The organism is Streptomyces sp. NPDC089799, assembly GCF_040684755.1.
In the GTDB taxonomy this organism is placed as follows: Bacteria; Actinomycetota; Actinomycetes; order Streptomycetales; family Streptomycetaceae; genus Streptomyces.
On sequence record NZ_JBFBGR010000025.1, the window covers coordinates 96,297 to 114,696 of the forward strand.

Annotated in this window: 19 protein-coding genes; 9 read left to right on the forward strand and 10 right to left on the reverse strand. The window is 74.8% G+C overall.

What is annotated here, in order from left to right; translation table 11 throughout:
- Positions 1–50 precede the first annotated feature (50 nt).
- Both AB0O36_RS25665 and AB0O36_RS25670 read left to right on the forward strand, forming a co-directional pair.
- Positions 51–932 carry an acyl-CoA thioesterase II gene (locus AB0O36_RS25665; protein WP_365114440.1) on the forward strand — a complete coding sequence of 294 codons (882 nt, stop codon included), beginning with the start codon at positions 51–53 and terminating at the stop codon, positions 930–932.
- A 14-nt stretch (positions 933–946) separates the two neighbouring features.
- Positions 947–1,345 (forward strand): YchJ family metal-binding protein, encoded by a 399-nt coding sequence (locus AB0O36_RS25670; protein WP_365114485.1) that lies wholly within the window; start codon positions 947–949, stop codon positions 1,343–1,345.
- Here AB0O36_RS25670 and AB0O36_RS25675 read toward each other — a convergent pair.
- A complete protein-coding gene (locus AB0O36_RS25675) occupies positions 1,309–2,091 on the reverse strand; it encodes a DUF6397 family protein (RefSeq protein WP_365114442.1) in 783 nt (260 codons plus the stop codon). The genes AB0O36_RS25670 and AB0O36_RS25675 overlap by 37 nt on opposite strands.
- A 277-nt stretch (positions 2,092–2,368) precedes the next feature.
- Between AB0O36_RS25675 and AB0O36_RS25680 the strand changes: the two genes are divergently transcribed.
- Together AB0O36_RS25680 and AB0O36_RS25685 are read left to right on the forward strand one after the other, a co-directional pair.
- On the forward strand, positions 2,369–3,376 hold the full coding sequence (locus AB0O36_RS25680) for a threo-3-hydroxy-L-aspartate ammonia-lyase (RefSeq protein WP_365114444.1): 1,008 nt from the start codon (positions 2,369–2,371) through the stop codon (positions 3,374–3,376).
- An 82-nt stretch (positions 3,377–3,458) separates the two neighbouring features.
- Positions 3,459–4,997, forward strand: coding sequence for a hypothetical protein (locus AB0O36_RS25685; RefSeq protein WP_365114446.1), 1,539 nt, complete (start codon positions 3,459–3,461; stop codon positions 4,995–4,997).
- 52 nt (positions 4,998–5,049) lie between these two features.
- On the opposite strand, the gene AB0O36_RS25690 is transcribed toward AB0O36_RS25685, so the two are convergent.
- Positions 5,050–5,448: a roadblock/LC7 domain-containing protein gene (locus AB0O36_RS25690; RefSeq protein ID WP_365114447.1), complete on the reverse strand. Its 399-nt coding sequence runs from the start codon at positions 5,446–5,448 to the stop codon at positions 5,050–5,052.
- Positions 5,449–5,542: 94 nt separating this feature from the next.
- Between AB0O36_RS25690 and AB0O36_RS25695 the strand changes: the two genes are divergently transcribed.
- Positions 5,543–5,980, forward strand: a complete 438-nt coding sequence (locus tag AB0O36_RS25695) for a PPOX class F420-dependent oxidoreductase (protein ID WP_365114449.1) — start codon at positions 5,543–5,545, stop codon at positions 5,978–5,980.
- A 92-nt stretch (positions 5,981–6,072) separates the two neighbouring features.
- Here AB0O36_RS25695 and AB0O36_RS25700 read toward each other — a convergent pair whose 3' ends face one another.
- From AB0O36_RS25700 to AB0O36_RS25720, 5 genes are all read right to left on the reverse strand, one after another.
- Positions 6,073–6,702 carry an ATP/GTP-binding protein gene (locus AB0O36_RS25700; protein ID WP_365114451.1) on the reverse strand — a complete coding sequence of 210 codons (630 nt, stop codon included), beginning with the start codon at positions 6,700–6,702 and terminating at the stop codon, positions 6,073–6,075.
- Positions 6,702–7,079 (reverse strand): DUF742 domain-containing protein, encoded by a 378-nt coding sequence (locus AB0O36_RS25705; protein ID WP_365114452.1) that lies wholly within the window; start codon positions 7,077–7,079, stop codon positions 6,702–6,704. The genes AB0O36_RS25700 and AB0O36_RS25705 overlap by 1 nt, the downstream gene beginning before the upstream one ends.
- A 14-nt stretch (positions 7,080–7,093) precedes the next feature.
- Positions 7,094–7,543 (reverse strand): roadblock/LC7 domain-containing protein, encoded by a 450-nt coding sequence (locus AB0O36_RS25710; protein WP_365114454.1) that lies wholly within the window; start codon positions 7,541–7,543, stop codon positions 7,094–7,096.
- The gene (locus AB0O36_RS25715) at positions 7,540–10,221 is read right to left on the reverse strand and encodes a nitrate- and nitrite sensing domain-containing protein (protein ID WP_365114487.1); all 2,682 of its coding nucleotides are present in this window, start codon (positions 10,219–10,221) and stop codon (positions 7,540–7,542) included. The genes AB0O36_RS25710 and AB0O36_RS25715 overlap by 4 nt, the downstream gene beginning before the upstream one ends.
- Before the next feature lie 438 nt (positions 10,222–10,659).
- Positions 10,660–11,436: an MHYT domain-containing protein gene (locus AB0O36_RS25720; RefSeq protein WP_365114456.1), complete on the reverse strand. Its 777-nt coding sequence runs from the start codon at positions 11,434–11,436 to the stop codon at positions 10,660–10,662.
- A 177-nt stretch (positions 11,437–11,613) separates the two neighbouring features.
- Here AB0O36_RS25720 and AB0O36_RS25725 point away from each other — a divergent pair, with 177 nt between their 5' ends.
- Positions 11,614–12,213, forward strand: a complete 600-nt coding sequence (locus AB0O36_RS25725) for a class I SAM-dependent methyltransferase (protein WP_365114458.1) — start codon at positions 11,614–11,616, stop codon at positions 12,211–12,213.
- Positions 12,214–12,321: 108 nt separating this feature from the next.
- Here the strand turns inward: AB0O36_RS25725 and AB0O36_RS25730 are convergent, their stop codons facing one another.
- Positions 12,322–13,242 (reverse strand): oxygenase MpaB family protein, encoded by a 921-nt coding sequence (locus AB0O36_RS25730; protein WP_365114460.1) that lies wholly within the window; start codon positions 13,240–13,242, stop codon positions 12,322–12,324.
- Positions 13,243–13,405: 163 nt separating this feature from the next.
- Between AB0O36_RS25730 and AB0O36_RS25735 the strand changes: the two genes are divergently transcribed.
- Both AB0O36_RS25735 and AB0O36_RS25740 read left to right on the forward strand, forming a co-directional pair.
- The gene (locus AB0O36_RS25735; RefSeq protein WP_365114489.1) at positions 13,406–14,188 is read left to right on the forward strand and encodes a hypothetical protein; all 783 of its coding nucleotides are present in this window, start codon (positions 13,406–13,408) and stop codon (positions 14,186–14,188) included.
- Positions 14,189–14,217: 29 nt separating this feature from the next.
- A complete protein-coding gene (locus AB0O36_RS25740) occupies positions 14,218–14,679 on the forward strand; it encodes an SAM-dependent methyltransferase (protein WP_365114461.1) in 462 nt (153 codons plus the stop codon).
- Between the two features lie 37 nt (positions 14,680–14,716).
- Here the strand turns inward: AB0O36_RS25740 and AB0O36_RS25745 are convergent, their stop codons facing one another.
- Together AB0O36_RS25745 and AB0O36_RS25750 are read right to left on the reverse strand one after the other, a co-directional pair.
- Positions 14,717–15,262, reverse strand: a complete 546-nt coding sequence (locus tag AB0O36_RS25745; RefSeq protein ID WP_365114463.1) for an MOSC domain-containing protein — start codon at positions 15,260–15,262, stop codon at positions 14,717–14,719.
- A gap of 49 nt (positions 15,263–15,311) precedes the next feature.
- Positions 15,312–15,494: a hypothetical protein gene (locus tag AB0O36_RS25750; RefSeq protein ID WP_365114465.1), complete on the reverse strand. Its 183-nt coding sequence runs from the start codon at positions 15,492–15,494 to the stop codon at positions 15,312–15,314.
- Between the two features lie 270 nt (positions 15,495–15,764).
- Between AB0O36_RS25750 and AB0O36_RS25755 the strand changes: the two genes are divergently transcribed.
- Positions 15,765–18,400, forward strand: a 2,636-nt coding sequence (locus tag AB0O36_RS25755; protein ID WP_365114467.1) for an SNF2-related protein, incomplete at its 3' end; no start/stop codon positions are given.

The following is an 18,400-nucleotide window of genomic DNA, read 5'->3' on the forward strand; positions in this document are numbered from 1 at the left end:
CGGCGCCGCCCCGCGTTCCCGACGGCACCGACAGCAGTGGAGAGCCTCTGATGACGAACCCCGCCGAAAGACTCGTCGACCTGCTCGACCTGGAGCAGATCGAGGTCAACATCTTCCGCGGCCGCAGCCCGCAGGAGTCCTTGCAGCGCGTCTTCGGCGGGCAGGTGGCCGGCCAGGCCCTGGTGGCCGCCGGCCGGACCACCTCGGGCGACCGGCCCGTGCACTCCCTCCACGCGTACTTCCTCCGCCCCGGCATTCCCGGGGTGCCGATCGTGTACCAGGTGGAGCGGGTGCGCGACGGGCGTTCCTTCACCACGCGCCGGGTCACCGCGGTCCAGCAGGGCCGTACGATCTTCAACCTCACCGCCTCCTTCCATCAGCCGGAGCAGGGCAGCATCGAGCACCAGCTGCCGCCCCGGCTGGACTTCCCGCACCCGGACTCGCTGCCCAAGGTCGCGGACGAGATCCGCGAGCACCTCGGCGAGCTGCCCGAGGCACTGGAGCGGATGGCGCGCCGCCAGCCCTTCGACATCCGCTACGTGGACCGGCTGCGCTGGACGCGTGAGGAGGTCAAGGACGCCGACTCGCGCAGCGCGGTGTGGATGCGCGCCGTCGGCCCGCTGGGCGACGACCCGCTGGTGCACACCTGTGCCCTCACCTACGCCAGTGACATGACCCTCCTCGACGCCGTGCGCATCCCCGTGGAACCCCTCTGGGGCGTGCGCGGGTTCGACATGGCCAGCCTCGACCACGCCATGTGGTTCCACCGGCCCTTCCGGGCGGACGAGTGGTTCCTCTACGACCAGGAGTCCCCCATCGCCCACGGCGGCCGCGGTCTGGCCCGCGGCCGGATCTACGACGTCGAGGGCCGGCTCCTCGTGTCCGTGGTGCAGGAGGGCCTGTTCCGCCCGTACACCTCTCCGAAGGACTGATCCCTCCCGTGCCCGTGCCGTCCCCCCGTCCCTGCCCCTGCGGGCTGCCCGCCGCCTACGCGGACTGCTGCGGCCGCTTCCACTCCGGCGCGCAGCAGGCGCCCACCGCCGAACTGCTGATGCGTTCCCGGTTCAGTGCGTTCGCCGTCGGCGACACCGCCTATCTGATGCGGTCCTGGCATTCCTCGACCCGCCCGGACGGGCTGGAGCTGGATCCGGCGCAGCGCTGGGAGCGGCTGGAGATCCTGGGCACCGAGCGCGGCGGCATGTTCGAGACGGAGGGTGCCGTGGAGTTCCGCGCGTACTACCGGGAGGGCCGGCACGCCGGTTCCCTGCACGAGAACAGCAGCTTCACCCGGGAGGGCGGCGCCTGGGTCTACGTCGGCCCGCTCTCCCCCGTCTCCTTCGACTGAGCCCGCGCCCCGGTCAGGGCGAAGTCCAGACTGGTGCGGTACCAGAGGACTTCCTCCGGCTGCTCCGCCCGGAGCAGCCGGAGGGCGACGGCCGCGGCGGCCTCCGCCTGGGGGTGGCCGTGGGGCGGGGGCGGTGCGAGCCCGGCCAGCCGGTTCCGTTCCGCCGGATCGGGGACGGCCCCGTCGACCTCGCCATCGGGCAGCACCGAGGCGAGGATCGCGGCCCGCTCCCAGGGGTCGGCGGTCCGCCTCAGCAGCAGCCCCACGTGCCGGCCGCGCCAGCGGCGCGGCCGCTGGTCCTCCCCGGCTGCGAGCCGCTCCCGGTCCTCCGCGGGGGCTCCGCCCCGCAGCAGGTCGGGCCTGCGGCCGGCGAACTCCTTCAGCTCCGCGGCGAGATAGAGCCACACCACCGCCCGGTACCGGTTGATCCGGTACCCGACCGGGGTGACGTGGCCGCACCGCGCGAGCCGGGTGAACCGGGCCGGGCCCACGCCCAGCAGCTCCGCCGCGCCCGCGGCTCCGAGGGTCTCGACCCGGTCCCGCAGGGCGTGCGGGAACCCCTCGCCGGACCGGATCCGGTCGAGCTCGGCACGCGCGAACCGCACCCCGCCGGGCCCGCGCAGCCCGGCCCGGACAATCCCCAGCTGCACGGCCCGGGCGAACTCCGCCCGCCCCAGACCCAGTTCGGCGGCGGCCCGCACGCCGCCCACCGCCGTCCGCTCCCGCTGGCCCTCCCGTGCGCGCACCCCTGCCCGGACCCGCCCGACACCCTGAGCCCCTGCCCGCGGACCCACCCGCGGGCCCGCCTGCGCACCGGCCCCGGGCCCCGCCTGCGGACCCGCACAGGTCCGGACCTCCACGGCGTCCCGACCGGCGACGACTGCCCCGCTCCGTCCAGCTTCCATGACCCCTCCCTCACCCGAAGCGATCCTTTCGATCACTCTGAGTGAAGACGGTAGCGCCGCGCCCCGACACCCCGCGAGCCCTGTGGACAACCCCCGGACGCGTCCTATGCTGCGCTCCATGCCGACCTCCACGCCCAGCTACGAGGACGTCGCCGCGGCGGCCGCACGCCTCGCCGGCCGGGCCCACCGGACGCCCGTCCTGCAGTCCCGGCTGATCGACCGACAGCTCGGCCTCCAGGCCGTCTTCAAGTGCGAGAACCTCCAGCGGGCGGGCGCCTTCAAGTTCCGCGGCGCCTTCAACGCGCTCTCCCGCTTCACCCCCGAGCAGCGCCGCGCGGGCGTGGTCGCGTACTCCTCCGGCAACCACGCCCAGGCCGTCGCACTGAGCGCACGGCTGCTGGACATCCCGGCGACCATCGTCATGCCCAAGGACGCCCCGGCGGTGAAGGTGGACGCCACCTCGGGCTACGGCGGCCAGGTGGTCATGTACGACCGCTACGCGGAGGACCGCGAGGAGATCGGCCAGGCCCTGGTGGAGCGCTACGGCCTGACCCTGGTTCCGCCGTACGACCATCCGGACGTCATCGCCGGCCAGGGCACCGCGGCGATGGAGCTGTTCGAGGAGACGGGCCCGCTCGACGCGCTGTTCGTGCCGTTCGGCGGCGGCGGTCTGCTCGCCGGCTCCGTCCTCGCGGCCGGCGCGCTCTCCCCGGACTGCCGGCTGTACGGGGTCGAACCCGAATCGGGCGACGACGGCCGGCGGTCCCTGGCCGAGGGCCGGATCGTGCGCATCGGGACCCCGCGGACCATCGCCGACGGCGCCCAGGTCACCCACATCGGAGAGCTGAACTTCCGGATCCTGCGCGCGGCCGGCCCGGAGACGGTCACCGCCGTCACGGCCACCGACGCCGGACTCGTCGACGCCATGCGGACGTTCGCCACCTACATGAAGCTGGTCGTGGAGCCGACCGGCTGCCTGGGCCTGGCCGCCCTCCGCACCCACGCCGCGGCCCTGCGCGAGCTGCACGACCTCGGCGGGCTGCGCGTCGGCGTCCTGGTCAGCGGCGGCAACGTCGACCCCGCCCGGTTCGCCGAACTCCTCGCCACCCGCGGCACCCTGGGCTGACCGGCCGGTCCGGCACCGCGTCCGGTTGCCGTTAGGCTCGGTCCGGCACGGAGGACGGACGCACGGACGGGAGCGGGCAGCGGTGAACGACGAGGCGCGGGAGCGGAGCGGGGCACGGGCGGAGGACGTCCTGCGGGCGCTGCGGGAGAGCGACACGGTGCGGCTGCTGGACGGGTTCGGCGCCGAGGAACTGGACGGCTGGCAGCTGGACCTGCCGCCGGCGGTCCGCCGGATCCTGCTGGAGACCGGCGGCGTCGAGGTCGGCGGGGAGCGCTACGTGTTCGGGCCGCGCCGGACCCACCGGATCAGCCCCTTCCACCAGGGCACCTGGAGGCTCGGTTACCTGGACGCGGTGGAGGCCCCGCTGATCGTGGGCGTCGACGGCGAGGGCCGCGCCGACTGGGGGCCGGTGGTGGCCGCGGCCACCGGTGAGGACGGGGAACTCACCGTGCTGTCCCCCTCGTTCATCGAGTGGCTGGCCGGGCTGGCCGGGCCGGCCTCGCCGACCGGGGCCGCCACCGGGTCAAGCGCCGGGTCGGCCATCGGCTCGACCGCAGGCTCCTCCCCCACCGTTCACCGCGTGCACGCCGTGCCCAGTGTCTCCGCCGCCGAGGGCGCCGACCCGGCCCTGGCGGCGCTGGTCGGCCGTGGTGACTCGCTGACCGACGTGGTGGACCTGCGGACGCTGCCCGGCCATCCGTGCCGGGTCGTCTGGGAGCCGTACCACTCCACGGAGTTCAACACCGCCGACACCGGCTCCAGCGAGATCCACCTCCGGATCGTCGGCGGCGGGCAGGCCCTGCTGCTGCGCAGCGAGGTGAGCGGCGACTTCCTGGGCCGGCCCGTACGCCGGCACGCCGTGCCCGCCGATGCCGCCGCCCGGGCCGTGGCCGAGCTGCGCGCCCTGGCCGCCGAACTGCGCGAGGACGTACGGCTGGGCGAGGGCAGCACGGACGCCGAGCTGGACGCCTGGCCCGTCCCGGTCCCGCCCGGTGTCCGCACGGTGCTCCGCGCGATCGGCTCGGTCCACGTGAGCGGGCTCCCCGAACTCCGCCTGCGGCCCGGTACGGCGGACTTCGGTGTCGACCCCGAGGTGCACCGGATGCTGGGCGGCGACGGCGCGTACTGGCCGGTGGCCGAGGTCACCTACGGCCCGTACCGGGCGCTCGCGCAGATCCGCCTGGACCCGGAAACCGGCGCATGGGGCTGCGCGGTGTCCGTCATGGCCGACCCTGACGTCCTGCGCGAGTACCCGGACCTCACACTGATCGGCGAGTCCCTGGAGGACCTGCTGCTGACGTACGCGCGGCTGGCGAGGGAGGCCGCCGATCGGCTGCGGGAGGACGGCGTACGGCGGATCGGCGGGGGGTGGATGTTCCCGAACACGGGTGAGGCGTGGCCGCGTCCGGTGCCCGTCGAGGAGTGGGCGGGCGCCCCGGATCCGCTGCTGGCGGCCGCCGCCGGGCTGCCCGCCGGGACGCACGGGGTCGACCTGCGGTCGGCCCCCATCCCCAGCGACGTGTCCTTCTACCGTGCCGAGGACTGGCCCTACCGGGCACCGCTGGAGCGGCTGACCTTCCCCGGCGGCGGGGCCCTGGTGGTCGCGGAAATCCGCCGCTGAAACCCCGCCGCTGAAAGCCGAACCCCGCAGCCGTAACCCGCTGCGGGGCCGGTCAGCCGCCGGTGATCCGCCGCTCCGCGACGCCCAGGTGTTCGCCGACCCGGTTGACCAGCAGCGTCATCTCGTACGCCACCTGCCCGATGTCGGCCTCCGCACCGCTGAGGACGCACAGGCAGCTGCCCGCTCCCGCGCCCATCACGAACAGCACGCCCTCGTCGTACTCCACCATCGTCTGCCGGACCTCACCGGCCCGGAAGTGCCGCCCCGATCCCTTCGCCAGGCTCTGCAGTCCGGCGGAGACGGCCGCCAGGTGTTCCGCGTCCTCCCGGGCCAGCCCGGCGCTCGCGCCGGTGACCAGGCCGTCGTTGGAGAGCACCACCGCGTGCCGGACCTGCGGAACCCTGCGCGTCAGGTCGTCCAACAGCCAATCGAGCTGCTTGTCCAGTGCCATTTACGCCCCTCCCGTGCACGCGGCCGGTCCCGCCCCGTGTCGTCGTTCCGCCAGCCTTCCCCACCAGCGGCTTTCCGGCAAGGAGGATGTCCCCATGGCGAAGAAGATGACGGAAGAGGAGTGGCGGGCCTTTGTGTCCCACTCCACCAGGACCGGCAAGCTGGCGACCGTACGGGCGGACGGCAGCCCCCACACCGCCCCCGTCTGGTTCGTACTCGACGGCGACTCGTTCCTCTTCAACACGGGGAAGGACACGGTCAAGGGCCGCAATCTGGTCCGGGACGGGCGGGTCGCCCTCTGCGTGGACGACGACCGGCCGCCGTACTCCTACGTCGTGCTGCAGGGCCGCGCCGAGGTCCTCCACCACGAGGGGAACGAGGCCGAGATGCTGCACTGGGCCACGCGCATCGCCGCCCGGTACATGGGCGAGGAGAACGCCGAGGCGTACGGCCGCCGCAATGCGGTGTCCGGCGAACTGCTGGTCAGGGTCACCGTGGAGAAGGTGGTCGCCCAGTCGGGGATCGCCGAATGACGGGGTGACGGCGCCGGCCGGGGCGAAGGGGGGTGGGGCTGTGCAGCCGGGGTGTGGGAGCGAAGGGGTGTGGGGTGCCGTGGTGTACGTGCTCACGCGGGGTCGGTCTGGGGTGCCACCGAGTCCAGCAGCCGGGCGGTGTGCACCCTCCCGGCGTACTCGACCAGCCTGATCAGCACCTCCTTGCCCGAGTCCTTGTCCCGCGCGTCGCACAGCACCACCGGCGTCCCGTCCTCCAGGTCGAGCGCCAGGGACACGTCGTGCGCACCGTGGGTACGGGCGCCCGCGAAGCAGTTGACGGCCACCACGAACGGGATGCGGCGGTGCTCGAAGTAGTCCACGGCGGGGAAGCAGTCCTCCAGCCGCCGGGTGTCGGCGAGCACCACCGCGCCGAGTGCGCCCTGGGACAGCTCGTCCCACAGGAACCAGAACCGGTCCTGTCCGGGGGTGCCGAACAGGTACAGCGAGAGCCCCGTCCTGATGGTGATCCGCCCGAAGTCCATGGCCACGGTGGTGGTCGTCTTCTGCTCCACCCCGCCCGTGTCGTCGACCGGCTCGCCGGCCTCGCTCAGCAGCTCCTCGGTGCGCAGCGGCCGGATCTCGCTCACGGCGCCGACCAGGGTCGTCTTGCCCACCCCGAAACCGCCGGCCACCAGGATCTTCAGCGCCAGCGCGGCCAGTTCGGCGTCGCCCCCGTCTGGCCGCCCCTCGTCCATTCCCATCACAGCGCTCGCAATCCCTCGATGACTTCTCGCAGAATCCGCTCGTCCGGCAGCCGGGCGGGCGGTACGGGGCGGCTGACCCGGACGTGTCCGGATTCCAGCAGATCGCCCAGGAGGACCCGCACCACACCGACGGGCAGGTCGGCCTCGGCGGCGAGTTCCGCCACCGACTGGGTCTCCGCACGGCACAGGCCGAGCAGGGCCCGGTGCTCGGGCCCCAGGACCGCCTCGTCGGCGTCCGTGCCACCCGGGTCCACGGCGACCAGCGCGATCAGGTCGAAGCGCACCCCGTGGGGTCCCGGCCGGGTACGCCCGCCGGTCATCGCGTACGGACGGACCAGTGGGCCCGCCTCGGCGTCGTACCACAGACCGTTCATGTGCCGGGCCGCCCTCAGCCCGCGGCCGGGGGTCGCGCGGCGGACCGCGGCGGGGTGTGGAGGTGTTCGCCGACCCGCTTGACCAGCCGGGCCATCTCGTAGGCGATCAGGCCGATGTCGGCGGCGGCGGAACTGAGCACGGCCAGGCAGGAACCGTCCCCGGCGGCCGCGACGAACAGGAACCCCGCGTCCATCTCCACCATGGTCTGGCGCACGCCCCCGGCGTGGAAGTGCCGGCCCGCGCCCTTGGCGAGGCTGTGGAAGCCGGAGGCGACGGCCGCCAGGTGCTCGGCGTCCTCTCGGCCGAGGGCACTGGAGGAGCCGACGGCCAGCCCGTCGGTGGAGAGCACCACGGCGTGCCGGACCTCGCGCACCCGGTGCACCAGGTCGTCCAGCAGCCAGTCCAGTTCACCGGCGCGGCGGGCCCCGTCGTGGCCCGGGTCGAATCTGTGCTGTTCGGTCATCGCCGTCCTCCATCGCCGTGGCCCTCGGAGCCGCCCGGGCCCGCCGGGTCCGCGCTCGCCGGGTGCGCGTCGTGTGCGTCCTGTGCGTCGTGTGTGGTGTGTGCGTCGTGTGTGGCGTCTTCGGTGCCCCGGACCCAGCCGGCCCGGTACGCCGCCATCCGGTCGCGGGCCTCCTCGGGGCTTCGGCCGGGCGGGTCCTGCGGGGTACGGGGGGTGGCCGCGGGACCCGGCCCGGCGCCGGCCGCCGTGGCGGCCTCGCGCAGCTGCGGCACGAGGCTGGCCTGCCGGACCCGCCGGGGCAGTTCGGTCACCTCGGCCAGGACGGCCTTCCCGGCGGACGCGTTACGGAGACCGGGGACGCCGGGGGTGCCCGGGCTGTCCGGGGTGCCGGAAGCATCACGGGTGCCGGGCGTGCTGGGCATGCCGGTGTTGGGTGTGCCGGGGGTTCCAGGGGTGTCAGGGGAGCCGGACGTGCTCGGGAACACGGATGTGACGGGGGCGCAGGACGTGCCGGAGGTGCCTGAGGTGCCTGAGGTGCCTGACGTGCCTGAGGTGCCCGAGGTCCCGGAGGTGCCCGATCCGCGCAGCCGGAGGGTGGCCACCGGAGCGGGCCCTTCCGCCCGGCCCGCGGGGGCCGCCGCGGGGACGCGGCGCGGGCGCGGGTCCGTCCGGGGTACGGACCCGCGGCCGCGCGATCCCGCGGTGGGGGCCGGTTCCGGCTCCGGCTCGGGGACCGGAGCCGGAACCGGAGCGGGGGACGCCGCCTCCCGCGGTCCGCCGGCGGGACCCGCGGGGATCGCGCTCTGCAGCAGGGCGTTGGGCAGCAGCACCACGGCAGTGGTCCCTCCGTACGGCGAGGGGCGCAGGTGCACCCTGACGCCCTGGCGGGCGGCGAGCCGGCTGACCACGAAGAGACCGAGCCGGTCGCTGTCGAAGAGGTCCAGGGCCTCGGACTGTCCGATCCGGCGGTTGGCCTCGGCGAGGGTGTCGCGGCCCATGCCCAGGCCGCGGTCCTCGACCTCCAGGACGTATCCGGTGCCGACGGGTTCGCCGGTGACCCGGACCTTGGTGTGCGGCGGGGAGAACTGGGTGGCGTTCTCGATGAGTTCCGCCATCAGGTGGGTGAGGTCGGCGACGGCGGCGCCGGTCACCGCTGCTTCGGGGAGCCGGCCGACCTCGACGCGGGGGTAGTCCTCGATCTCGGAGACCGCGGCGCGTACGACGTTGGTGAGCGGCACCGGTACCCGCCAGGCCCGCCCGGGAGCGGCGCCGGACAGGATGATCAGGCTCTCCGCGTGGCGGCGCATGCGGGTGGTGAGGTGGTCCAGGCGGAACAGGTCGCCGAGTTCGCCCGGGTCGTCGACGCGGCGTTCCATGGAGTCGAGCAGGGAGAGCTGCCGGTGGACGAGGACCTGGCTGCGGCGGGCGAGGTTGACGAACACCCCGGAGATCCCGCCCGCGAGTTCGGCGCGTTCCACGGCGGCGCTCAGCGCGGCCCGGTGGACGGTGGACAGGGCCTCTCCGACCTGGGCGATCTCGTCCTCGGCGGGGGTGCCGGGCGGGGCCTCGGCGACCACGTCGATGTCCTCCCCGGCCCGCAGCCGCCGCATGGCGTGCGGAAGTTTGCGGTGGGCGATCTCCAGGGCGCCGTTGCGCAGCGAGACCAGTTCGACGACGAGGGCGCGGCCGATGCGGACGGAGATGAACAGGGAGGCGGCGACGGCCGCGAGGCCGAGTACGACGGCCGCCCCGGCGGGGCTGAGGAAGCCCTGGGCGAAGGGGTCGGCCCGGTCGGCGGCTTCGCGCCGGGCCCCGGTGCCGATGTCCCGCATCGCCGCGGCGACCTCGGCGTGGGCGGTCTGCCACTCGGCGGGGGCGTCGTGTGCCTCGCGGCCGGTCCCGGCGGCGAGCACCCGGTCCTCGGCGGCGGTGAGGCCGCTGTGCGCGGTGCCGGTGAGCACGGCCTGCCAGGCGGCGGCCTGCGGGGCGGGGAGGTCCCGGGCAGCGGCTGCGGTGAGGGTGCGGCGGGCCTCCACCGTGCCCGCGAACCGGCGGAAGACGTCCGCGGTGCGCTGGCCGGGGAGGGCGAGCAGGGCGTCCTCGCGGGCCAGGAACTCGGTGGCGCGGGTGAATTCGAGGAGGACGCGGCCGTCGGCACCGAGTCCGGCGTGCGGGAGGGCGGTGACCGCCCCGTCCGTGCTCAGGGCCAGCTCGATGACCTCGGTGTACGTCGTATAGACCGCGTCCGGGGTGGTCTTGCGGGCGGTGACGTCGGCGCGGGCGGTGCCGAGGGCTTCGGCGGCCTCGACGAAGGACCCCAGCCGGCGGGACACGTCGGCCGGGTAGTCGCCGGAGTCGGCGACGGTGTGGCGGTCGCCGAGGCGGAGGGCGCGCACTGCGGCTTCGGTACGGCGGACCTGCTGTTCGAGGTCGGCGGCCTGCTCGGCACCGGTGCCGGTACCGGTCCCGCTGCCGGTACCGGTCCCGGTCCCGGTCCCGGTCCCGGCCAGGGATCGGACGGCCGTGCGCCGCTCGGCCTGGAGTTCGGTGACGGCCCTGGCCAGCGGGGTGCCGATCTCCTCGTCCACCTGCTGGATGCGGCTCAGCCGGGCGATGTCCTGGGCCGTGTTGACGGTGGCGAAGGCCCAGAGGGCGAGCAGGGACAGGACGGGGACCATCAGCAGGGCGATGATCTTCGCGCGCACGGTCCCGGTGCGCAGCCGCAGCCGTAGCCGTGCGGCGGGGCCGCGGCCGGGCGGGAGACCCGGCGGCGGGGTATCGCCGCCGGAGGGCCGTTCCCGGTCGCCGGGGTGCTCGCCGTCGGCCCCGCGCTCGCCCTCGGCCCCGTGTTCCTCGCGGTCCACGTGGCCCGGACGGTCCTCCGGGCCCGGACGTCCGTCGTGGCCGGCACGTTCGTCGTGGCCCGGACGGCCTTCGTACGGCCCGGTCGGCGGCTCGTCGGCGGGCGGTCCGGCGTGGGCCCGGCGCCCGCGCGCCGGGGGCGCCGGCAGCCGGGGCGCCCGGTCGGCGTCCGGTGTCCTGCGGGGTCTGCGCATGGGCTCCTCGTTCGGGTCGGTCAGGTCGTTCGGGTCGTTCGGATCGTTGCCGTGGGGGTGTCAGTGGGCCGCGGCCCGGCCGCCCAGGCTGCGGGCCCGGGCGGACGCGGCCCGTTCGCCGGCGGTCGGGGAGAGGGCGACGAAGGCGGAGGTGAGGAAGAGGTAGGAACCGAGGCCGACCGCGAGGGGGAAGACGAACTGCGCGGCGGTGGCTCCGGGGAGGGCCGTGGCGGAGGGGGTGACGGTGACGGCCACGGCCGCCATTCCCGTGTAGTGCATGCTGGTGACGGCGGCTCCCATCACCAGGGAGGCGACGGCCACGGCCGCCGGGGACTTGATGTTGAGGGCTGCCCACAGGGCGGCGGTGGCGGCGGCGCCCGCGATCGCGACGGAGAGGCCGACGGTGACCGGTTCGTAGCGGACGTCGCCGTGCAGGCGGAGGGCGGCCATGCCCAGGTAGTGCATGCCGGCCACGCCGAGGCCGGTGGTGAGGCCGCCGAGGACGAGGGCCCGGCCGCGGTGCCGGCCGTAGCCGACGGCGAAGACGCCGGCGCCGACGACCGCCATGGCCACGAGCAGGCTGAGGATGGTCAGCGGCACGTCGTAGCGGATCTCCGTGCCGGTGACGTGGAAGCCGAGCATGGCCACGAAGTGCATGGTCCAGATGCCGGTGCCGATGGCGGAGGCCGCGGTGAGGAGCCAGTTGCGGCGGGAGCGTCCGGTGGCGGCGAGCGCGCGGACGGTGCAGCGGAGCCCGAGGGCCGCGCCGAGCGAGGCCATCACGTAGGAGAGAACGGGGGTCAGCCAGCCGTAGGCCGCGTGGTCCAGGTGTCCCATGACCCGGGGACGCTAGTCCGGGTGACGGCACGAACAAGGGGCGCATTTCAAAAGCTGCTGGAACTGCCGGAATATGACAGAGCTACGTTCACCTCCGACCACGCCGGGTGGCAGTCTGAGCACGTACCGCACACGCCGGATCTGTCGGCCGGCACCCCCGTGCGGGATCATGGGCGCATGACCGAGGACCACACACACGTGCAGGAGTTCTTCGGCGTGCGCGCCGCCGGGTGGGACCGCAAGTTCCCCGACGACGGGCCTGCCTTCGCCGCGGCGGTGGCCGAGTTCGGCCTGCGGCCCGGGGACCGGGTGCTCGACGCCGGCTGCGGCACGGGCCGGGCCCTGCCCGCGCTGCGGGCCGCCGTCGGCCCCTCCGGGACCGTCGTCGCGGCGGACCTGACCGCGGAGATGCTGGCCGAGGCGGCCCGGGCCGGCCGTGACGCCGACGGCGTGCTGCTGCGCACCGACGTGGCACGGCTGCCGCTGCGCGACGCGTGCCTGGACGCCGTGTTCGCCGCGGGCCTGATCGCGCACCTCCCCCGGCCGGCCGAGAACCTGCGCGAGCTGGCCCGGGTGGTGCGGCCCGGCGGCCGGCTCGCCCTCTTTCATCCGATCGGGCGAGCGGCACTGGCGGCCCGGCACGGCCGCGAGCCCTCCCCCGAGGACCTGCGAGCGGAGCGGAACCTCGGCCCGCTGCTGGCCGGTTCGGGCTGGCGGATGACCTCGTACGCCGACGAGGACGCCCGCTTCCTGGCACTGGCCGTACGGGAGCCCTGAGGGGCGGTACCGGGAACCGTACGGGCGCCCCCGGACGCCGATCCCGGCCGTACGCGGATGCAGGCCGTACGCGGGTCCCGGCCGTACGCGGATGCCGGCCGGGCCGGCTCAGCTGCCGGTGGGCGGCTGCGCGTCGGCTCCGGAGGCGCGGCGCTGGTGCGGGACCGGGCAGCCGCCCCGGCCCGGCACCGGGCGGGTGCCCAGCTCGCCGACGTCGTAGCCGCCGGGGTAGCTCTTGATCTCCGGGTTCTGCCGTCCGTAGTGCGGGGCGCTGCGCGGCGGCAGCAGCCGTACGGCCCGGCCGCGCAGACGCAGGGCACCGCGGACGAGCGTCCGGACCGCCGGTCCCGGCTGCTCGTACCGGAGGGCGTGCAGCAGCGGTTCGTCGAGGAGGGCCAGGCTCCCGGCGCGCAGCAGCGGGGCGAGCGGGGCCGGGTACCAGGAGGCCATCAGGTCGAGGGTGGCGTCGGCCACGGCCCGGCCGCCCTCGTCCCAGCCGAAGTGCTCCTTCTCGTAGGCGTCCAGGGCGGCTTCGAACTCCTCGTAGGAGCCCGGAATGTCCTGGATGCCCATGTGGCGACCAAGGGTGGCGTAGTAGTTCGCGCAGGCCCGCCGCTCGTGGGCGGTCAGCGGGCGCCAACCGTAGTCGTCCAGCCAGCGCTTGGGGATCACGACGAAGGTGCACAGGACGTACCGCATGTCGTGGTTGCCGATGTCGTAGCTGTGGTGCATCCGGTTGATCCGGCGGATCGCGGTACGCCCGGTGTCGCTGTCGAAGCCGTGCTCCACCACTGCGTCGAGGAGCAGCGCGGTGTCGTCGTAGCGGCGCTGCGCGCGCTCGGTGAACTCGGCGGTCTCGGCGAGCAGGCTGCCGATGGCGGGCACGGCGTAGGTGCGGTAGAGGGCGAGCTCCAGGGCGCGGGTGAAGTCCCACGGGAACTCGTAGGTGGCGATCAGCCGGTAGATGGCGAGGAAATCCTGGTCGGCATCCAGGCGGAGGATCTCCTTCAGCCGGTCGTAACGCTGCACCGGGGTCTGCCTTTCTGTGGCGGACGTCCAACTCTACGTGCAGGTAACGGCCTTGGAAATCGCTGCCGGTGAGCTCTCGACGTACTGGTTACCGGCTGGTTAGGGTGCGCCGACAGGAGAGCGACCGGGAGGCGATGTGGCGGAGGAATCGGCGGTTTCGGCGGTGGCCGAGGACGCGGGTGAGGACGCGGGTGAGGGGTCGCTGTACGTGCTGACCGCCGTGCTGCTGACCCCGGCGCAGTTCCCGAGCATCCTGGGCGACGACTACCCGCAGGCGTGCGCCCTGCTCGGGGTGGCGCCCGCGGTGGACGGGTACGGGCTGGTGCTGGGCCAGGACGAGGAGGGCGCCCGGTGGACCGTGGTCGTCGACGACGTCTCGCTGGTCGCGACGGCCATCGCCTCCTGGGACTGCGGGATGGAGTACGACCTGTCCCCCGACGAGCGCACCATCGTGGTCTCGCTGGCCGGCTGGCCGCTGGACCTGGCGGTGGCGGCTCCGGGAGTGCCGGACCCGCACGACCCCGAGCAGGGCGCGGACGGCACCGGCCGGGTGCCGCTGGCTCCCCCGTCCGCGGAGGTGTGGGGTCCCGCGCAGCGCCGGATGGGCGCGGACCAGATCGCGTTGCAGTGGGCGGACTGGCGGGAGCGCTTCCAGTCCGGCGGGGAGAACCGGGTGGCGCACGCGGGGCTCGACCGGGCCCTGAGCGAGGCGCGCGGCTATACCGAGAACCCGCCGCCGCCCGGGCGGGTGCGGTCGTCCTTCGCGGGCGAGGACGCCCGTATGCTGCGGGTCGACGGCCCCGGCTGGTCGCTGGTGGCGCGCACGGACGACATCGCCTTCGTGCTGCTGGACGAGGAGCCGAGCGGGGTCATTCCGGTGCCCCGGGACGCGGAACTGCCCGGGCTGCTGGAGGGCCTGGACCGGGTGGCCGTACGGCCCTCCTGACCCGAACCGACCGATTCGAGGGGGAACAGATGCCGGTGGAGAGCGAGCCGGTCGGCCTGGTGGTGGGCGGCCGTGCGGAGGTCCGGGACGACGGGTGGGGTCCGGAGCGGGCGGTGATCCGGCTGGACGCGTCCCGGTTCGGGCCGGAGGCGCTGTACGGGCTGGAGGACTTCTCGCACCTGGAGGTCGTCTTCCACTTCGACCGGGTTCCGGCCGAGAAGGCCGAGACGGGCGCCCGGCGCCCCCGGGGCAACCCGGAGTGGCCGCTGGTCGGGATCTTCGCGCAGCGCGGGAAGAACCGGCCGAACCGGCTGGGGGTGTCGCGCTGCCGGCTGCTGGAGGTGGACGGGCTGGACGTCCACGTCGAGGGGCTGGACGCGGTGGACGGCACTCCGGTGCTGGATCTCAAGCCGTACATGGCGGAGTTCGGGCCCCTGGGGCCGGTCCGGCAGCCGGAGTGGGCCACGGTCCTGATGCGCGAGTACTACTGAGGCGTCGCCTCGCCGGCGAGCCGGCCGGCTCGCCGGGTCACACCCGGTCGAGCGGTTCGTGCGGCCCGGCGGGGAGGGTGACCGTGATGACGTCGCCCGGGCGTACGGTGCCGCCGCGCCGGACGACGCCCATGATCCCGGCCTTCCGCACGATGGCGCCTTCGGCGTCCCGGCCGACCACCTGCTTGAGCAGACCGTCCCGGAAGCGGTCGATCTGCAGGCAGGGATTGCGCAGGCCGGTGATCTCGACCTCCGCCTCGGCACCCAGCCGCAACACGGCACCGCGGGGCAGCGCGTGCAGGTCGATGCCCTCCGTCGTCACGTTCTCCCCGAGCTGTCCCGCGCCGACTTCGAAGCCCGCGCGCGCCACCTCCTCGAAGAGCTCCCGGTGGAGCAGGTGGACCTGCCGGAGGTTGGGCCGCGTCGGGTCCTCGGCCACCCGGGAACGGTGCTTGACCGTGACCCCCGCATGGACGTCCCCCTGCACGCCCAGTCCGGCGAGCAGCGTGATGCCGTCCCGGTTGGGCTTGCTGAAGGAGTACTCCTCGTTGCTGCTGACCGCCGCGACGACCGCCGGACCCATGCCTGCCCCCATCCCCCTGCCGCACCCGGCGGCCCGTCCGCGACCGCGCTCAGCGGCCTATCTGCTTGCGTGTGACGTGCCTCAGCCGGCGCCGCTGCGAGGAGTCCAGCAGCAGGTAGGCCGCCGCGGGCACGCCGATGAGCACCAGCAGCCCGGGCCAGAACCCGACCGTCCAGAACAGCACGATGGCTGCCACCACTCCCGCGGCGGCGACCTTTCCGCTCGTCGACATCCCCCGACACCTCCTCCTGCGCCATGCTGCAGAGCCGCTGCCGCCCCGTTGCGCCTCGGTCTTGCATCTTGGTCCTGCGCTTGGTTCCTGCGCTTGGTTTGCGCTTGGTTCCTGCTCCTGCGCCGGGCGGCACTTCCTCCAACGTACCCGGCGGGGCGTCCGTTCCCGCTGCCGGAAAGTGATCCGGGTCACGGTCAGGACGGGCCCGCGCGGCGATTCCTTCGGGTACCGTCGACGGCTCCGTATCCGGTAGTCAAATTTGAGGAATGCGTGCTTCCCAAGATCGACGACCTCATCCGCTGCTCCGCCGTCTTCCTGCCCGCCGATCCCGCCCGGTCCGGCCGTGTGGCCTTCCTGCCGCCGGAGGACGAGCCACTGCCCGTGCCCGCCGGTCCGGGTTCGCCGGAGCTGCTGCTCGTGGTGGGCCCCGGACTCCGGCCGGTGCCGTCCACCGCCCTCGTGCTGCCACTGCGCGACGCGCTGCCGGTGCTGGTCCGCGCCCGCGTGCGGAGCTGCGACGGGCTCCGCCCCACCGGGGCATCGGCCCCCGCGGCCCCCTCCCCCGCGGCCGCCTTCTGGGGTGCGGCCGCCCTGCTGGCGCTCGACTTCACCGCCCGCGGCCTGTTGCTGCCGGGCCTCACCGCCTCCGACCACGACGCCTGGCGGATCGGCCCGCTCGACGCGGCCGGCCTGGGCCGGGTCCGCGAGCTGGCCGCCGCGATGCCGCCGGCCGCGCACTGCGTCCCGGTGGACGGCGAGCCGCTGCGGCTGCCGGCCCCCGAAGCGCTGCTGCGCCGCTTCCTGGACGCCGTCGCGGACACCCTCCCCCGCACCCCCGCCGCGCCGGCCGCGGCCGGCGGTCCCGCGTTCGCCGCGACCGGGCCGGCCCGCTACCCCGCCCTGCGGAGCTGGGCCGCCGAGGTCGCCGCGGGCCACGACGCCGGCGTACGCATCTCCCTGCGCGTGGAGCTGGCGGACCGGCCCCCCGCACGCGAGGCACCCGGGTTCCGTGCCGTGCTCCAGCTGCACGGCGTGGCCGATCCCGCCCTGGTCGCCGACGCCGCCGCGGTGTGGTCCGGGGCCGGAGCGGTGGCGGCCGGGTTCGCCCCGCGCGCCCGGATGGACGCGCTGCTCGCACTGCGCCGCGCCGCCCGCCTGTGGCCGCCGCTGTCCCCACTGCTCACGGCCGCCGTTCCGCACGCCGTCGACCTGGCCGACGAGGAGGTGCTCGAACTGCTCGGCGAGCCCGGCCGGGCGCTGGCCGCCGACGGCGTCCCGGTGCACTGGCCGCGCGACCTGGTACGCGGTCTCACGCCGCGGGCCGTGCTCGGCGGCGGCTCCTCCGGCGCGTCGGGGGCCGGACGGCCGGGCGGCGTCCCGGGATTGCTGTCCCCCGGCGCCCTGCTCTCCTTCGACTGGCGGCACACGCTCGGGGCTGAGCCCGGGGCCGAGCTCGGGGCCGCTCCCGGGGCAGCGCCGGGCTCCGACCTCACCCCGGCCGAGCTCGACCGGCTCGCCGAGGCCGCCCGCCCCCTGGTCCGGCTCCGCGACCGCTGGGTCCTGGTCGACCCCGCCGAGGCCCGCCGGGCGCGGGCCCGGCAGGAGCACAAGGTCACCGCCGCGGACGCGCTGGCCGCCGTACTCACCGGATCGGCCGAGGTGGACGGACGGCGGGTCGGGGTCACGGCGACCGGAGAACTGGAGCGGCTGCGGGCCGCCCTCACCGCCGACCCGGAGCTCGTGCCGCACCAGCAGCAGGCCCCGCACGGGGAACAAGCCGCGCACGGGGAGCGCTCCCCACACCCGGAGTCCGCCGCCCGCCCGGAGGCCTCGGCAGGTGTCCGCCCGTTCGTCCAGCCCGCCGCGCTCACCGCCACCCTGCGCGACTACCAGGTGCGCGGTCTGGCCTGGCTGGACCGGATGACCTCGCTCGGACTCGGCGGCTGCCTCGCCGACGACATGGGCCTGGGCAAGACCGTCACCCTGATCGCCCTCCACCTGCACCGGCAGCAGGATCCGGCGACGCCGGGGCCCACCCTCGTCGTCTGCCCGGCCTCACTGCTCGGCAACTGGCAGCGGGAGATCGGGAAGTTCGCGCCGGGCACCCCCGTGCGCCGCTTCCACGGCCCCGGCCGTGACCTGGCCGGCCTGCCCGCCGGTGCCGTGGTACTCACCACGTACGGGACCATGCGCCTGGAGGTGCCCGCCCTCGCCGCCACCGCCTGGGGCATGGTCGTCGCGGACGAGGCGCAGCACATCAAGAACCCCCGTTCGAGCACCGCCCGCGCGCTGCGCGCCGTACCGGCCCCGGCCCGGATCGCGCTCACGGGCACGCCGGTGGAGAACAACCTGACCGAGCTGTGGGCCGTGCTCGACTGGACCACCCCCGGCGTGCTCGGCCGTCTCGGCTCGTTCCGCAGCCGCTACGCCGATGCCGTGGAATCGGGCCGCGATCCGCGGGCGGCGGCACGACTGGCCGCTCTCGTCCGGCCGTTCCTGCTGCGGCGGCGGAAGTCCGACCCGGGCATCGCGCCCGAACTCCCGCCCAAGACCGAGACGGACCACCCCGTCTCCCTCACCGCCGAGCAGGCATCGCTGTACGAGGCGGTGGTCCGCGAGACGCTCGACGCGATCTCCACCGCGGACGGCATGGAGCGGCGCGGTCTGGTGGTCAGGCTGCTCACCTCGCTGAAGCAGATCTGCAACCATCCGGCGCAGTTCCTGAAGGAGGAGCGGCCCCGTATCCCGCACCGTTCGGGGAAGCTGGCGCTGCTGGACGAGCTGCTGGACACGATCCTGGCCGAGGGCGGTTCGGTGCTGGTGTTCACCCAGTACGTGACCATGGCCCGGATCCTGCAGCAGCACCTGGACGCCCGCGGGGTGGACTCCCAGCTGCTGCACGGCGG

What these genes read in the sequence shown, in the direction of transcription:
- AB0O36_RS25665 (WP_365114440.1), top strand. Translation starts at nt 51, where the DNA reads ATGACGAACCCCGCCGAAAGACTCGTCGACCTGCTCGACCTGGAGCAG.
- AB0O36_RS25680 (WP_365114444.1), top strand. Translation starts at nt 2,369, where the DNA reads ATGCCGACCTCCACGCCCAGCTACGAGGACGTCGCCGCGGCGGCCGCA.
- AB0O36_RS25690 (WP_365114447.1), bottom strand. Translation starts at nt 5,448, where the DNA reads ATGGCACTGGACAAGCAGCTCGATTGGCTGTTGGACGACCTGACGCGC.
- AB0O36_RS25695 (WP_365114449.1), top strand. Translation starts at nt 5,543, where the DNA reads ATGGCGAAGAAGATGACGGAAGAGGAGTGGCGGGCCTTTGTGTCCCAC.
- AB0O36_RS25700 (WP_365114451.1), bottom strand. Translation starts at nt 6,702, where the DNA reads ATGGGAATGGACGAGGGGCGGCCAGACGGGGGCGACGCCGAACTGGCC.
- AB0O36_RS25705 (WP_365114452.1), bottom strand. Translation starts at nt 7,079, where the DNA reads ATGAACGGTCTGTGGTACGACGCCGAGGCGGGCCCACTGGTCCGTCCG.
- AB0O36_RS25710 (WP_365114454.1), bottom strand. Translation starts at nt 7,543, where the DNA reads ATGACCGAACAGCACAGATTCGACCCGGGCCACGACGGGGCCCGCCGC.
- AB0O36_RS25715 (WP_365114487.1), bottom strand. Translation starts at nt 10,221, where the DNA reads ATGGTCCCCGTCCTGTCCCTGCTCGCCCTCTGGGCCTTCGCCACCGTC.
- AB0O36_RS25720 (WP_365114456.1), bottom strand. Translation starts at nt 11,436, where the DNA reads ATGGGACACCTGGACCACGCGGCCTACGGCTGGCTGACCCCCGTTCTC.
- AB0O36_RS25725 (WP_365114458.1), top strand. Translation starts at nt 11,614, where the DNA reads ATGACCGAGGACCACACACACGTGCAGGAGTTCTTCGGCGTGCGCGCC.
- AB0O36_RS25740 (WP_365114461.1), top strand. Translation starts at nt 14,218, where the DNA reads ATGCCGGTGGAGAGCGAGCCGGTCGGCCTGGTGGTGGGCGGCCGTGCG.
- AB0O36_RS25745 (WP_365114463.1), bottom strand. Translation starts at nt 15,262, where the DNA reads ATGGGTCCGGCGGTCGTCGCGGCGGTCAGCAGCAACGAGGAGTACTCC.
- AB0O36_RS25750 (WP_365114465.1), bottom strand. Translation starts at nt 15,494, where the DNA reads ATGTCGACGAGCGGAAAGGTCGCCGCCGCGGGAGTGGTGGCAGCCATC.